Below are 14,159 nucleotides of genomic sequence, written 5' to 3'. Positions count from 1 at the left end.
TCATTTCACGGCCCCGGCAGTCAGGCCGCGGACGAAGTACTTGCCGCCGAACAGATAGATCAGCAAAGTCGGCAGGGCTGCGATGATCACCGCGGCGCTCTGCACACCTTGCTTGGGGATATCTGCGACTGGGGTAGACAGTGCGATGAGCGCGGCCGTCACGGGCTGCTGCTGGCCGGTCGTGAAGGTCACGCCATAGAGGAATTCGTTCCAGATATGGGTGAACTGCCAGATCACCGTGACGATCAGGATGGGTGCCGAGAGCGGCAGGATGATGCGCCAGAAGATGCGGAAGAAGCCGGCGCCATCGATGCGTGCGGCCCGGATCAGCTCGTGCGGAATGGCGATATAGTAGTTGCGGCAGAACAGCACCGTGAAGGACAGCCCCTGGATGGTGTGGATCAGCACGAGGCCCGTCAGCGTGTTGATCAGCCCGATGTCCCGCAACACGATCGTCCAGGGCAAGAGGCGCATCTGCTGGGGCAGGAAGAGGCCAAGGGTGACGATGCCGTAGATCCAGTTATCGCCCCGAAAGCGCCAGAGTGATATGGCGTACCCTGCAATAGCGCCGAGCAGGGTCGAGATGATCGTCGCAGGAATCGTGACGAGCGCGGAGTTGATCATATAGGGCCGGATGCCGGCGCAGGTCTCGGCAACGCAAAAGCCGCTCCAGGCCAGGGCATAATTGCCAAACGCCCAGTGTTGCGGCCAGCCGATCATCGAGCTCTGCGCGATCTCCTCATTGGTCCGGAGCGAGTTCAGAATGACGACGACCAGCGGCGCGAGGTAGGCGGCCGCGAACAAGGTTACGATCAGATAGATCAGAGCGCGGCTTGGGGCGAAGCTTCGGTCACGCATGGGCCGCCCGCCGTTGTCGGACATAGCGCCACGCCGCATAAGGGAGCAGCACCGCTAGCAGAATGAGCAGCATCAGCACCGCCGCAGCCGCGCCCCGGCCGAGCTGGCTGCGTTGGAACATCAAATCATAGACAACAAGCGCCGGCAGCTGGGTCGCGATTCCTGGCCCCCCATTGGTGAGGGCGCGGACGAGGTCGAAGGCCGAGATCGCAAACTGCAACTGGACAACGATGACCGTGACGGTGATCGGCCAAAGCGTCGGCAGAATGACGCGCCAATAGGTTCGGATTGGCCCGGCACCGTCGATCTGTGCCGCCTTGAGAATCTCGGAATCGACGGAGCGGAGGCCGGCCAGGAAGAGGGCCATGGCAAAGCCCGAGGATTGCCAGATCGCGGCGATGACAATGGTCCAGATGGCCATGTCGCGGTTGACCAGCCAATCGAACTTGAAGGCCATCCAGCCGAGATCATGGACGAGCTTCTCGATCCCGATGCCGGGATTGAGCAGCCAGCTCCACACCGTGCCTGTGACGACGAACGACACGGCCATGGGATAGAGGAAGATGGATCGCAGCACGTTCTCGCCGCGAATGCGCTGATCGAGCAGGATCGCGAGCAAGAGACCGGTAATCAAGCTGAGCAGCACGAAAGCACTGCCGAACAGCAGTAGATTGTCGAAGGCAATCTGCCAATTTCGCGACGTCAGGACCGAATTGTAGTTGCGCAAACCAACCCAGCCCGTAACGGGAACAAGGGTGGAGGGCGTAAACGAAATCCAAATGGTCCATAGCGAAAAGGAGATGAGGTGCGCTGCGGATAACAGCAGCGGCACCCAGATCATCAGAAATTCGGGCAGCCGGCGCACCATCTCCGGGGTCGCCGCCCGGCCCGGCCGTGTTGCTGTCGAGACGACGTCGGTCAACGTGCGCCCTCGACGGCGTCGGCGAGGCGGCTGACGGCCTCCTCCGGCTTGATCGTCTTGTTCTTCACATATTCAGTGATGACGTCGATCATCGCCGCGGTCAGGCCGTTTTCCTGGGCCATGTTGTGCGCGAGGCTCAGGACGGCCTGATTGTTGCCCATGGCATTCTTCAATGCGGCCGCGGTTGTCCGTTGACCATCCGACCAGCCCTCGCCGGACAGGTCGACATCGGTACGCACGGGGATCGATCCCGTGATTTGCGAATACATGGTCTGGATCGCCGGATCCATCACGAGCTGGGCCATCAACATCTGGCCGGCCTGGAGATCGGCCTCCTTGCGCTGCCAGAAGATGAAGGCATCGGCATTCAACAGGAAGACAGGCTTGCCGTTGTCACTGGGGCCGGGGGTGATGACGTAGTCGTCAAACTTGAAGCCGGCGTTTTTCAATACGCCCTGGGCCCAGCCGCCCATGATCAGCATGCCCATGTCGCCGTCGACGAAGCGCTTCAAATTGGTGGCATAGGGCTGGACGCCGACATTGGGATCACACCAGTTGGAGATCTTGCGCGTCTGCGCGAAGGCTGCCTTCATCTCAGGGCCCTCCAGCGCCTTCTTGTCGAGATTCATGCAGGCGGCGCGGTATGCCGTCGGGCTGATGCCGGCCAGGGACGCCTCGAATTTCTGCCCGTCGTCGGCGCGGGTGCCGCCGTTGGCGATGGGGTAGGCCATGCCGGCCGACTTCATTTTCTCGGCAAGGTCATTGAAGTCAGCCCAGGTGACCGGGATCTTGTCGGCCTTGGCCTTATCCATTCCGCGCTTGGAGAGAAACAGCATGTTTGTGCTGTAGATCTGTAGCGGCAGTGCAATCCACTTGCCGGTCGGCTTGTGCAGCTTTGCAAGGTCCGGCGCAACGACCTTCTCGTAGCCGGCAGCCGCGACCACGGCGTCGAGGTCGACGGTCGGCGCGATCTTCGACCAGGCCGCGATCTCGGGGCCCTTGAGTTGCGAACAGGCCGGCGGATCGCCGGCAATGATCTGCGCACGCAACTTGTTCATCATGTCCGTGGTGAAGCCGGGGACGGGCGAGTGCTGCCAGACGCCGCCTTTCTCCTCGAACTTCTTGCCGAGCGCGGTGATGGCGGCGCCGTCGCTGCCGGCGGACCATTGCGAGATTGCGGTGAGGCGCGGCTTGACTGCGCCTTGCGCGCGGGCAAGGTGCGGAAATGCGAGCGCGGCAGCAGATCCCGCGAGCAGACGACGCCTTGTTGTTGTGATCGGCATGGCAGTTCCTCCCGGTGTGAAGTTGCTTACGCCATTTTTGGCGCTGTTGTTGGCGTGCGCGAGCCGCGCGCGGCTTAAGTCATTCAGGCGGCCTCCGTCGATGCGGACGGCATGCCGCCAGATCTCGCCAGGCAAAACGCGGCGAAGGCGAGCGCAGCCTGCGGATCGTTGCCGGTCGACGGCGGCACGAAGGCGACGGAGACCTGCGCCAATTTGCGTCCGCCGAGCAGGCAGGCGTCGATCCCGTCGATCACGGCCTTTCGCTCCTTCTCGGCGAGCAGCGATGGCCAGCCGCTGACGACTACGCCGCGGCATGGTTTGACGTTCAATGTGTTGCCGATGGCGAGACCAAGCCGGAACAGCCGCTGGCGCAATTCCTGGCGCACCCTGGACGTGAGAGGAATCGCGGTCACCCAATCATGGCCGAGCTGTAGCAATTCTGCTTCCGTCATATGCAGCAGCTCGGCCAGCGCCGGCAGCGACGTATAGGCTTCGACGCAGCCATGATGACCGCAGCGGCAGCGGGGGCCGTCGGTGCCGAACACCATGTGGCCGAGCTCGACCGGGTCGAGCGCGTCATCTTCGCTAGGATCATCCACCCAGGCGCCGGCGACGCCCTGGCCGACGAACACGAACAGATGTGGATCGCTAAAGGGATAGTCCTCGTTACGGCAACGATGAAAGGCGGCGTGCGCCACCACCGAATTGGTGAAGGCAACAGGCACGCCCGCGAACATCTCGCCGAACATGCTGCTGATACGTTCGACGTCACAGGGAATGATCGGATTGCCTGATACGCTGAGACGGCCGAGGCCCGGAACGGTCGCGCCGATCTGCACTAGCCTGATGCGGCGCCGCCGTGTCCAGTCGTGCAGCAAGGCCAGTGCCTCGCGAAAGACATCGCCAACGGAGTCGACCGTCGGCTTCTTCGGCAGCGGCACGTGCTCGGTGTAATGCAGTTCGCCGGACAGACTGCCAACGCCGACGCCGAGCCATTGGCCGGTCAGCTCCAGAGCCCCAAGCGCCACCGCGCCGTCGAGCGACACGAGGCCGGTCGGGCCACCAACGTAAGGGGCAGGGCGCCGCACTTCCTCGATCAGGCCTTCGGCCTTCAAGTCAAGCAGGATGCGCGACAGGCTCGCTTCCGACAGGCGCACGGCCTTGGCCAGTGGCGGACGAAACGAGCCGCCCGACTGAAGCAGATGAGTCAAAATGGCAGCGCGCGTCTGCCGCCGACTTCTCGGCTGCTCCGGCATTTCCATCCCTGTCGTCATTCTTACTTAGTGTAAGAATTTGCGCGCGAAGCGTTTCGGCTGTCAAGCGCTGGCTGGCGCGATGATCCGACTTGTTGTTGTGCGCGGCAGCAACCGGTTTCGTAGGGTGGGCAAAGCGAAGCGTGCCCACGACTTCCTATCAGTCGCGAGAGGTGGTGGGCACGCTGCGCTTTGCCCACCCTACAAGGCTGTCTCGCAAACGAAAAAACGGCGCCATCCTGCGATGGCGCCGTTTCGAAAAGGCGTGATGGCCGATTGTTACCGCTTATCGATCGGAACGTAATCGCGCTTGGCGACGCCGGTGTAGAGCTGGCGCGGGCGGCCGATCTTCTGCTGGGGATCCTCGATCATCTCGCTCCACTGGCTGATCCAGCCGACGGTGCGGGCGACCGCGAACAGCACGGTGAACATCGAGACCGGGAAGCCCATCGCCTTCAGCGTGATGCCCGAATAGAAGTCGACGTTCGGGTAGAGCTTGCGGTCGATGAAGTACTGGTCGCTGAGCGCGATCTTCTCGAGCTCCATCGCCACCTTCAGCATCGGATCGTCGCCATGGCCGGTCTCCTTGAGCACGGCATGACACATCTTCTGCATGATCTTGGCGCGCGGATCGTAGTTCTTGTAGACCCGGTGGCCGAAGCCCATCAGGCGGACTTCGGAGTTCTTGTCCTTCACCTTGGCGATGAACTCGGGGATCTTGTCGACCGTGCCGATCTGATAGAGCATGTTCAGCGCGGCCTCGTTGGCGCCGCCATGGGCCGGGCCCCAGAGGCAGGCGATGCCGGCCGCGATGCAGGCGAACGGGTTTGCGCCCGAGGAGCCGGCGATGCGCACCGTCGAGGTCGAGGCGTTCTGCTCGTGATCGGCGTGCAGGATGAAGATCTTCTCCAGCGCATCCGCGAGCACCGGGCTGACCTTGTAGTCTTCGCAGGGCACCGCGAAGCACATGTTCAGGAAGTTTTCGGCGAAACCGAGCGAGTTCTTCGGATAAACGAAGGGCTGGCCGACGGTGTACTTGTAGGCCATCGCGGCTAGCGTCGGGATCTTCGCGATCATGCGCATGGAGGCGATCATGCGCTGCTTCGGATCGTTGATGTCGGTGGAGTCGTGATAGAACGCGGCGAGGGCGCCGACGGCCGCAACCATGATCGCCATCGGATGGGCGTCGCGGCGGAAGCCCTGGAAGAAGCGGGCCATCTGCTCGTGCACCATCGTGTGATGGGTCACGCGGTAATCGAAATCCTTCTTCTGCGCGGCGGTCGGCAGGTTCCCGTAGAGCAGGAGGTAGCAGGTCTCCAGGAAGTCGCCGTGCTCGGCGAGCTGCTCGATCGGGTAGCCGCGGTATTCCAGCACGCCCGCGTCGCCGTCGATATAGGTGATCTTGGACTGGCAGCTCGCGGTCGAGGTGAAGCCCGGATCGTAGGTGAACAGGCCGGACTGGCCGTAAAGCTTGCCAATATCGATGACGTCAGGCCCGACGCTGCCGCTGAGGATCGGGAGATCGAAATTGTTGTTTCCGACCGTCAGCGTCGCGGTCTTTGGGCTTGGTTTTGCGTCCATCAGAGGTCCCCGATGTGTGGTGAAACGGGCCGGAGCCGGAGGCCCCCAGGGCGACCATGGGGGCAGGCCGGATGTTCCAGAATGTGGGGGAGATGGGTATATTATTGCTATGTGCGCTGCAAGATCGCCGCACGCATGGTCGACTTACGTCGTAGCCTGATCCTTGAGCCGGGCGAGGCTTTCCTGGCGGCCCAGCACGTCCAAAACCTCAAATATGCCGGGCGACGTCGTCCGTCCGGTGAGCGCCGCCCTGAGCGGCTGGGCGACCGCGCCGAGCTTGAGATTATTTTCCTCCGCAAAGGCGCGTAGCGCGGCCTCCGTGGTGGCGCCGCTCCACGTCTCGACTTTCTCCAGCGCGGAATGAAGCTGGCCGATCAGCTTGCGGTTCTCGGGCGTCAGCAGCGCCTCCGCCTTGGGATCGAGCGCCAGCGGCCGGTCGGCGAAGATGAAATGGGCGCCGTCGATCAGCTCGATCAACGTCTTGGCACGCTCCTTGAGGGCCGGCATGGCCTTGAGCAGCTGCGCGCGCGTGGTGTCGTTTAATTTGGCCTTAATCTCGTCGCGGCTCGGCACGATGTGGTCGAGCACGTCCTCGAACATCTTCACGAGTGATTGATCGTCGGCGTGACGGATGTAATGGCCGTTGAGGTTTTCCAGCTTGGCGAAATCGAAGCGGGCGGCGGCGCGGCCGACGCTGGCGAGATCGAACGCTTCGATCATCTCCTCGGTCGAGAAAATCTCCTGGTCGCCGTGGCTCCAGCCGAGCCGGACGAGGTAGTTGCGCAGCGCAGCCGGCAGGTAGCCCATGGCGCGGTAGGCATCGACGCCGAGCGCGCCGTGCCGCTTGGACAGTTTCGAGCCGTCCGGGCCGTGGATCAGGGGGATGTGGGACATGCTCGGCAGCGCCCAGCCCATCGCATCGTAGATCTGCTTCTGCCGGGCGGCGTTGATCAGGTGGTCGTCGCCGCGGATCACGTGGGTGACGCCCATGTCGTGGTCGTCGACCACCACCGCGAGCATATAGGTCGGGTTGCCGTCGCCGCGCAGCAGGACGAGATCGTCGAGGTTCTCGTTCTGCCAGACCACGCGGCCCTGGACCTGGTCCTCGATCACGGTCTCGCCGGTCTGCGGCGCGCGCAGGCGGATGGTGGGCTTGACGTCGCTCGGAGCCGCCGCGGGGTCGCGGTCGCGCCACATGCCGTCATAGAGGCGGGTGCGCCCTTCCGCCCGCGCCTTCTCGCGCATGGCGGCGAGCTCCTCGGCGGTGGCGTAGCAGCGGTAGGCCTTGCCGTCGGCCAGCAGCTGCTCGGCGACCTCGCGGTGCCGGGCGGCGCGGGCGAACTGGTAGATGACCTCGCCGTCCCAGCCGAGCTCGAGCCACTTGAGCCCATCCAGAATGGCGCCGATTGCCGCCTCCGTGGAGCGTTCGCGGTCGGTGTCCTCGATCCGCAGCAGCATCTTGCCGCCGTGCTTCTTGGCAAAGAGCCAGTTGAACAGCGCCGTGCGGGCGCCCCCGATATGGAGGAAGCCGGTCGGCGAGGGAGCGAAGCGCGTGACGACGGAATCGGACATTCTTGGCAGGGCCTATGCATTGGAGGCGGTGGTGTATAGCAGGAACGGGACATAACTAAAGGGCGACGGCGGACCTGACAGGCCTTGCTTAAGCTCTTGGCGCGGCCACGCGAATTTGGCAGAAGAACCGCTGATTTCCCTACAGGATTTTCGTAATGACAGAACCGGTGGCAGCTGAGGTTGGGCGCGATTTCATTCGTGACATCATCCAGGCCGACCTCGACCAGGGCAAATACAAGGAGATCGTGACCCGGTTCCCGCCGGAGCCGAACGGCTATTTGCATATCGGCCACGCCAAGTCGATCGCACTCAACTTCGGCATCGCCCAGGAGTTTCCGGGCCGCTGCCACCTGCGCTTCGACGACACCAATCCGGTCAAGGAAGAGCAGGAATATATCGATTCCATCCAGGCCGACGTGCGCTGGCTCGGCTTCGACTGGGGCAAGAACCTGTTTTTCGCCTCGGACTATTTCGACCGCCTGTATGAATGGGCGGAGCAGCTGATCCGCGACGGCCTCGCTTATGTCGATGACCAGACCCAGGAGGAGATCCGCCTCTCGCGCGGCACGCTGACCGAGCCCGGCAAGAACTCGCCGTTCCGCGACCGCTCGGTGGAGGAGAATCTCGACCTGTTCCGCCGCATGAAGGCCGGCGAATTCCCCAACGGCGCGCGTGTGCTGCGGGCCAAGATCGACATGGCCGCGGGCAACATCAACCTGCGCGACCCCGTGCTGTACCGCATCCTGCATGCGCACCATCCGCGCACCGGCAACGCATGGTGCATTTATCCAAGCTACGACTATGCCCACGGCCAGTCGGACGCGATTGAAGGCATCACGCATTCGATCTGCACGCTGGAGTTCGAGGACCACCGGCCGCTCTACGACTGGTTCATCGAGAAGCTGCCGGTGCCGTCCAAACCGCACCAGTACGAGTTTGCGCGCCTCAACCTGACCTACACGCTGCTGTCCAAGCGCGTGCTGACGCAGCTCGTCCGCGAGGGTCATGTCGCCGGCTGGGACGATCCGCGCATGCCGACCATGGCGGGCATGCGCCGCCGCGGCGTGCCGCCGGCCGCATTGCGCGAATTCGTCAAGCGCATCGGCGTCGCCAAGGCAAACAGCGTCGTCGATGTCGGCATGCTGGAGTTCTGCATCCGCGAGGAGCTGAACCGCACGGCGCAGCGGCGCATGGCAGTCTTGAGGCCGCTCAAGGTCGTGATCGAGAATTATCCGGAAGGACAGACCGAGGAGCTCGAGGCGATCAATCATCCGGACGACGCTAGCGCCGGCACGCGCAAGATCACGTTCGGCCGCGAGCTCTATATCGAGCAGGACGATTTCATGGAGAACCCGCCGAAGAAGTTCTTCCGCCTGTCGCCGGGCAACGAGGTGCGGCTGCGTTACGCCTATTTCGTCAAGTGCACCGGCGTGATCAAGAACGACCAGGGCGAGGTGGTGGAGCTGCGCTGCACCTATGATCCCGCGACCAAGGGCGGCAACGCGCCCGACGGTCGCAAGGTCAAGGCGACCATGCACTGGCTGCCGGCGGCGACGTCCAAGCCGGCGGAGATCCGCATCTACAACCAGCTGTTCGCCAATCCGAGCCCGGACGCTTCGAACTTCGCGGCCGATCTCAACCCGAACTCGCTCGAGATCCTCGCCGATGCGCGGGTCGAGGCGTCCGTTGCGGAGAGCAATTCGACCGAGCCGATGCAGTTCGAGCGCCAGGGCTATTTCGTCCGCGACAAGGACTCGACGCCGGGCAAGCCGGTGTTCTCGCGCACGATCGGCTTGCGCGATACGTTCGCCAAGGAAGTCGCGAAGGGCTGAGGCGAGGGCATGAGCAGCGAAGCCGACGCCATCGTTTCCGCCATCATCGCGAAATGGTGCGCCGGCTTCGCGACGCTCGATGCGGCCGCGCTGTCCTCGCTCTATGCGAAGAACGCGTTCTTCTTCGGCTCGAACCCAAAACTCTATCGGGGCAGGGACGGCGTTGCCGATTATTTCAACGGCCTGCCGCGCTGGCGCAGGCCGAGCGCGACCTTCTCCGACGTGTACGCCGCGCAGGCCGGCCCTGACCTGATCAACATGGCCGCGATCATCACGTTCGATCTCGCCGGCGAGCGGGACGACCTCGTCGTCAAGATGAGCTGGGTCATCATCCGCGAGGAAGGCGACTGGAAGATCGTCAATCACCACGCCTCATCGCAGGCGCCGCTGATTTAACGGTCGTTCCATCAGTGTCGTCATTCCGGGGCGCGCCACTCGGCGCGAGCCCGGAATCCATACTCACGATGGTGGTTATGGAATCTCAGATGCGCAATTGCGCATCATAGCTCGCGACTTCGTCGCGCCCCGGAATGACGATTGAAACGAACGCGCGCCTGCCGCGTTGGCCGCGATCCCAACCAAGGATCCCGCCATGCAGAACATCGCAGAGCATATGGAAGTCATCGGCGCCGACGGTGTCCATGTCGGCACCGTCGACAGGGTAGAGGGCAACCGCATCAAGCTGACCAGAAAGGACAGCGGCGAGGGCAGCCACAAGGGCCACCATCATTTCATCGACAAGGGCCTCGTTGCCGATGTTGAAGGCAACAAGGTGCGGCTGTCCGCCAAGGCGGACGTCGCCGTGACGATGGAAGAGGAAAAGTAGGGCGCTCCGTCGCCTGTTCCCGATCTGTACCGCTATTCGCGCAGCCGCACGGTCCGGTAGCCTCCGCACCCGTCGCGTATCGCAAGGTGCAGGGGAATGGCGGAGCCGGGGCGGCCAGGACGCTCCCAGGGAGTTGCCGGGACGTGGCCGGTCGGCCGCGCCGCCCCGGCCGGTGGCTTTGCGCCGGCGGGGTTTGGCATCTGGCCGGCCATCGTCGAAATGCTGCACCAGTGGGCGCGCGCCGAGGCCGGGCCAGGCCGGCTGTTGCCGTGGGTGCCCGTCGCCTTTGGCGGCGGCATTGCGCTTTATTTCGCCGCCGATCATGAGCCGGTGCTGTGGGTGGTTGCCGCGACGGCCATCGCGCTGATGCTCGGCGCGGTGTTGCTCCGGCGGAGCCCGCTGTTTGCTCCTGCCATCATGATCGCGGCGGTCGCCGCCGGATTTGCCATGGCGACCTGGAAGACGGCGCGCGTCGCCCATCCCGTGCTCGCCAAGCCGCTTTATTCGGTGTCGCTGTCGGGCTTCGTGGAAGCGCGCGACATTCGCGAGCGTACCGATCGCTTCGTGCTGCGCGTCAGCGCGATGGAGGCGCAGCGCATTGACGTCAAGCTCGAGCGCGTCCGCCTCTCGGTGCGCAAGGGCACGGCGCCGGAGGTCGGCAGCTTCGTGCAATTGAAGGCGCGGCTGCTGCCGCCGATCTCGCCGGTGCGGCCCGGCAGCTATGATTTCTCGCGCGACATGTTCTTCCAGAGCATCGGTGCCTCCGGCTTCGTGATGGGCGCGATCACGGCGTCCAGGCCGCCGGATGCCGGCGGCCTGCGGCTGCGCTACGCCGCCTTCATGCAGGGCCTGCGCGATGCGATCGACGCGCGCATCCGCGCAACGCTCGAAGGCGACAACCGGGCGATCGCAACGGCGCTGCTCACGGGGCGGCGCGATGCGATTACCGCGCCGGTCAACGATGCCATGTTCGTCTCGGGGCTCGGCCATGTGCTGTCGATCTCCGGCTATCACATGGCGGTCGTCGCGGGCGTCGTCTTCTTCGCGGTGCGCGCGCTGCTGGCCTTGATCCCGGGGCTGGCGGCCGGCTTTGCCATCAAGAAATGGTCGGCGGCCGCTGCGCTGGTCGCGGCGGCGTTCTACCTGTTGCTGTCGGGCGCGGAAGTCGCGACGCAACGATCGTTCTTCATGACGGCAGTGGTGTTGATCGCCGTCATGGTCGATCGCCGCGCCATCACCTTCCGCACGCTGGCGGTGGCGGCGCTGATCGTGCTCGCGGTCGCGCCGGAGGCGCTGGTGCATCCGAGCTTCCAGATGTCGTTTGCGGCGACGCTCGGGCTGGTCGCGCTGGTGCAGATCGGCATGCCGAACCTGCTCGCCTCACCCGATCATTCCGCGACGGCGCGGATCGCGCTGTGGGGCGGCCGCGAGATCGCGATGCTGTTCCTGGCCTCGCTGATCGCGGGGCTCGCGACCACGCCATACGCCGCCTTCCACTTCCATCGCGTGACGCCATACGGCGTGCTCGCCAATCTCGGCGCCATGCCGGTGGTCTCGGCGCTGGTGATGCCGGCCGGGCTGTTGGGACTGCTCGCGGCCCCATTCGGGCTCGACGGCGTGTTCTGGTGGTTGATGGGAATCGGCATCGAATGGATGGTCCTGGTCGCGCGCTGGGTGGCGGCCCTGCCGGGCGCCGTCGGCCGCATTCCGGCGTTTGGGATCGCGCCGCTGATCGCGGCGAGCCTCGGGCTCATCGTGATGGGCCTGTTGCGCACGCCCTTGCGCTGGTCCGGCGCCCTGGTGCTGCTGGCGGCGATCCTCTGGGGGCTGTCGGTGCGCCAGCCTGATGTCCTGATTGCCGGGGATGGCGCGAGCGTCGCGGTCCGGGGCGGGGATGGGCGCTTGCAAGTGATCCGCGCCAGCAAGGACAGCTTCCTGCTGAAGGAGTGGCTGGCCGCCGATGCCGATCCGCGTGATGCCGGCAACGCCTCGTTGGCGAGCAGCGTGTCATGTGACGAGTCCGGTTGCGTGGCGCCGCTCGCGGACGGACGGCTGATCGCGTTGGCGACGCGCATCGACGCGCTGGCCGATGATTGCAGCCGCGCCGCGCTGGTGGTGACGGCGCGGCCCGCGCCGCCCGATTGCGCGGCGATGGTGGTCGATCGGGCGCGTCTTGCCAGTCAGGGCGCGCTGGCTCTGACGCGAAGCGGAGAGGGTTTTTCGGTGCAGGCGGTGAGGGCGAGAGGGGCAAGCCGTCCTTGGCTGCCGGCCGGCGCCGGCGAGGGGGATTTCGACGGCAGCCTCGTGCCGAAGACGGCCGTGCCTCGCAACCGGGACGCAACGCCATCGGAGGCCGACTTGCAGGCCGACGATTGAAGATCGATGCGGGGAAAATCGGTCCGACGGGATCCCGCAGGACGCAAACCATACCATCTCGCCGGCCGCGGCCGGCGATGGCATTTGAATTTGGCCCTCGACTTTTCGGTCGGGGCCGACGGCGTCAGCCGATCGGCAGGCGCGTGATCGTGGGCCGCGTGTCGGCGACGATCTGCGGCTTGTGCTCGCGCTCGATGGCTTGCTGCGTCACCGGCAATTGCAGCACGGTCGCGCGCTGGCCTTCGACGAGCTGCGTCACCAGCACGTACTTGCCGTCCGGGAATTCGATCGCGTCATGATGGCGATCGGGAATGTGCGGGTCGATCTTGCCGAACTTGCCGACGCGGGAGTTGACGGTTCGCGTCCAGATCCAGCGGTTGTCATAGCGGACGTTATCGGCGAAAGCGAGCTCCGTTCCCGGCAGCAGACAGACCGCGACGGAGAGATCGGCTTCGGAGGCGAAGCCGCGCGTCGAGGTGCCGCGGAAGGTTGTCGTGACGATCGTCTCGCCAACTTCGGCGGGGCGCGTCGCGACGGCATGCAGGCTATAGTCACACATCGGGTGCTCCTCATACTGGGATAGCGACCCGCGTCTCTTTCGAGGCGCAGGCCTCTATCAGAGTGGAAGCCTCCAACGCTCTGCTCGGTTATGGGCAAATCTGCGGCTCGCATCCGCAGCACGCGATCACATTATCTTTCCCGGATTCGATAGGAACAAACCTCGCGTCCTTGCATTTGGCCCGCACTATCGGCGCTGTCGGCACAACTCTACCGGCGGAGCGAAATGGCCGCGTGTCCGCATGGGCGAGTGTCGCGCGGGAAGAGGCGCCGAACAGTCAGCGCAGAACCAGAAAGACCATCCAGCCGGAGCGGACAAGTATCCGCTCCAATCTTGGATCGACGATCGAAGCGCGCGTAGCGCTTACTTCCGGTATCAGTACTTCCGGTAAAGCCCGATCAGCTTGCCCTGGATCTTCACGCGGTTCGGCGGAAGAATGCGGACCTCGTAGGCGGCATTGGCGGGCTCGAGCGCGATCGAGGCGCCGCGGCGGCGGAAGCGTTTGAGCGTGGCCTCCTCGTCGTCGATCAGCGCCACCACGATGTCGCCGGTATTGGCGGTCTCGTTGCGCTGGATCAGCGCCATGTCGCCGTCGAGGATGCCGGCCTCGACCATCGAATCGCCGCGCACCTCGAGCGCGTAGTGCTCGCCGGAGCCAAGCATGTCCGGCGGGACGCTGATGGTGTGGCTGCGGGTCTGCAGCGCCTCGATCGGCGTGCCGGCCGCGATGCGGCCCATTACGGGCACCGCGACGGGGCGCTCGCCCTCATCCGCGGGCGGGCTGGAGCTCGCGCGCACCTTGCCGAGATTGCCCTCGATGACGCTCGGGGTGAAGCCGCGGCGATTGCCGGCTGCGGCCTGGAGCTCGGGCAGCTTGATCACCTCGATGGCACGGGCGCGGTTGGGCAGGCGGCGAATGAAGCCGCGCTCCTCGAGCGCAGTGATCAGGCGATGAATGCCTGACTTCGAGCGCAGGTCGAGCGCATCCTTCATCTCGTCGAAGGACGGCGGCACGCCGCTTTCCTTCAGACGTTCGCTGATGAACCGCAGAAGCTCGTATTGTTTGCGCGTCAACATCTCGACCAAAGTCCCCCGGT

Annotated in this window: 12 protein-coding genes; 4 read left to right on the top strand and 8 right to left on the bottom strand. The window is 64.6% G+C overall.

All coding sequences use genetic code 11. From position 1 onward, the window contains the following. The 6 genes from AB7M16_RS02905 to gltX all read right to left on the bottom strand — a co-directional run bounded on the left by AB7M16_RS02905 (nucleotide 1) and on the right by gltX (nucleotide 7,469). Nucleotides 1–858, bottom strand: a complete 858-nt coding sequence (locus AB7M16_RS02905; RefSeq protein WP_172783591.1) for a carbohydrate ABC transporter permease — start codon at nucleotides 856–858, stop codon at nucleotides 1–3. Then, on the bottom strand, nucleotides 851–1,726 hold the full coding sequence (locus tag AB7M16_RS02900) for a carbohydrate ABC transporter permease (protein WP_453947119.1): 876 nt from the start codon (nucleotides 1,724–1,726) through the stop codon (nucleotides 851–853). Before AB7M16_RS02900 ends, AB7M16_RS02905 begins: the two co-directional genes overlap by 8 nt. Before the next feature lie 50 nt (nucleotides 1,727–1,776). After that, nucleotides 1,777–3,063: an ABC transporter substrate-binding protein gene (locus tag AB7M16_RS02895; protein ID WP_172783592.1), complete on the bottom strand. Its 1,287-nt coding sequence runs from the start codon at nucleotides 3,061–3,063 to the stop codon at nucleotides 1,777–1,779. 83 nt (nucleotides 3,064–3,146) lie between these two features. Next, nucleotides 3,147–4,325: an ROK family transcriptional regulator gene (locus AB7M16_RS02890; protein ID WP_453943081.1), complete on the bottom strand. Its 1,179-nt coding sequence runs from the start codon at nucleotides 4,323–4,325 to the stop codon at nucleotides 3,147–3,149. Nucleotides 4,326–4,595: 270 nt separating this feature from the next. Beyond that, entirely contained in the window at nucleotides 4,596–5,897 is a 1,302-nt protein-coding gene (gene gltA, locus AB7M16_RS02885; RefSeq protein ID WP_172783593.1) for a citrate synthase, read from the bottom strand. 144 nt (nucleotides 5,898–6,041) lie between these two features. Next, nucleotides 6,042–7,469 carry a glutamate--tRNA ligase gene (gene gltX, locus AB7M16_RS02880; protein WP_453943080.1) on the bottom strand — a complete coding sequence of 476 codons (1,428 nt, stop codon included), beginning with the start codon at nucleotides 7,467–7,469 and terminating at the stop codon, nucleotides 6,042–6,044. A gap of 155 nt (nucleotides 7,470–7,624) precedes the next feature. Here gltX and AB7M16_RS02875 point away from each other — a divergent pair, with 155 nt between their 5' ends. The 4 genes from AB7M16_RS02875 to AB7M16_RS02860 all read left to right on the top strand — a co-directional run bounded on the left by AB7M16_RS02875 (nucleotide 7,625) and on the right by AB7M16_RS02860 (nucleotide 12,503). Further along, on the top strand, nucleotides 7,625–9,301 hold the full coding sequence (locus AB7M16_RS02875) for a glutamine--tRNA ligase/YqeY domain fusion protein (protein ID WP_172783595.1): 1,677 nt from the start codon (nucleotides 7,625–7,627) through the stop codon (nucleotides 9,299–9,301). Between the two features lie 9 nt (nucleotides 9,302–9,310). Next, the gene (locus AB7M16_RS02870) at nucleotides 9,311–9,697 is read left to right on the top strand and encodes a YybH family protein (protein WP_212257219.1); all 387 of its coding nucleotides are present in this window, start codon (nucleotides 9,311–9,313) and stop codon (nucleotides 9,695–9,697) included. A gap of 196 nt (nucleotides 9,698–9,893) precedes the next feature. Continuing rightward, the gene (locus AB7M16_RS02865; RefSeq protein WP_172783597.1) at nucleotides 9,894–10,127 is read left to right on the top strand and encodes a DUF2171 domain-containing protein; all 234 of its coding nucleotides are present in this window, start codon (nucleotides 9,894–9,896) and stop codon (nucleotides 10,125–10,127) included. Nucleotides 10,128–10,223: 96 nt separating this feature from the next. Then, a complete protein-coding gene (locus AB7M16_RS02860; RefSeq protein ID WP_453943079.1) occupies nucleotides 10,224–12,503 on the top strand; it encodes a ComEC/Rec2 family competence protein in 2,280 nt (759 codons plus the stop codon). Between the two features lie 124 nt (nucleotides 12,504–12,627). On the opposite strand, the gene AB7M16_RS02855 is transcribed toward AB7M16_RS02860, so the two are convergent. Both AB7M16_RS02855 and lexA read right to left on the bottom strand, forming a co-directional pair. Next, on the bottom strand, nucleotides 12,628–13,062 hold the full coding sequence (locus tag AB7M16_RS02855) for a hypothetical protein (RefSeq protein ID WP_172783599.1): 435 nt from the start codon (nucleotides 13,060–13,062) through the stop codon (nucleotides 12,628–12,630). Nucleotides 13,063–13,437: 375 nt separating this feature from the next. After that, entirely contained in the window at nucleotides 13,438–14,139 is a 702-nt protein-coding gene (lexA, locus tag AB7M16_RS02850; protein ID WP_036009965.1) for a transcriptional repressor LexA, read from the bottom strand. Nucleotides 14,140–14,159: the final 20 nt, after the last annotated feature.

The sequence above is a fragment of the Bradyrhizobium sp. USDA 372 genome, assembly GCF_053629095.1.
The sequence above is the reverse complement of the archived record's forward strand: the minus strand, read 5'-3'. Positions and strand labels throughout refer to the sequence as shown.

Coding starts and splice junctions, on each gene's coding strand:
- AB7M16_RS02905 (WP_172783591.1), bottom strand. CDS start 858: ATGCGTGACCGAAGCTTCGCCCCAAGCCGCGCTCTGATCTATCTGATC.
- AB7M16_RS02855 (WP_172783599.1), bottom strand. CDS start 13,062: ATGTGTGACTATAGCCTGCATGCCGTCGCGACGCGCCCCGCCGAAGTT.
- AB7M16_RS02870 (WP_212257219.1), top strand. CDS start 9,311: ATGAGCAGCGAAGCCGACGCCATCGTTTCCGCCATCATCGCGAAATGG.
- gltA (WP_172783593.1), bottom strand. CDS start 5,897: ATGGACGCAAAACCAAGCCCAAAGACCGCGACGCTGACGGTCGGAAAC.
- lexA (WP_036009965.1), bottom strand. CDS start 14,139: ATGTTGACGCGCAAACAATACGAGCTTCTGCGGTTCATCAGCGAACGT.
- AB7M16_RS02900 (WP_453947119.1), bottom strand. CDS start 1,726: ATGGTGCGCCGGCTGCCCGAATTTCTGATGATCTGGGTGCCGCTGCTG.
- AB7M16_RS02895 (WP_172783592.1), bottom strand. CDS start 3,063: ATGCCGATCACAACAACAAGGCGTCGTCTGCTCGCGGGATCTGCTGCC.
- AB7M16_RS02875 (WP_172783595.1), top strand. CDS start 7,625: ATGACAGAACCGGTGGCAGCTGAGGTTGGGCGCGATTTCATTCGTGAC.
- AB7M16_RS02865 (WP_172783597.1), top strand. CDS start 9,894: ATGCAGAACATCGCAGAGCATATGGAAGTCATCGGCGCCGACGGTGTC.
- gltX (WP_453943080.1), bottom strand. CDS start 7,469: ATGTCCGATTCCGTCGTCACGCGCTTCGCTCCCTCGCCGACCGGCTTC.
- AB7M16_RS02860 (WP_453943079.1), top strand. CDS start 10,224: ATGGCGGAGCCGGGGCGGCCAGGACGCTCCCAGGGAGTTGCCGGGACG.
- AB7M16_RS02890 (WP_453943081.1), bottom strand. CDS start 4,325: ATGGAAATGCCGGAGCAGCCGAGAAGTCGGCGGCAGACGCGCGCTGCC.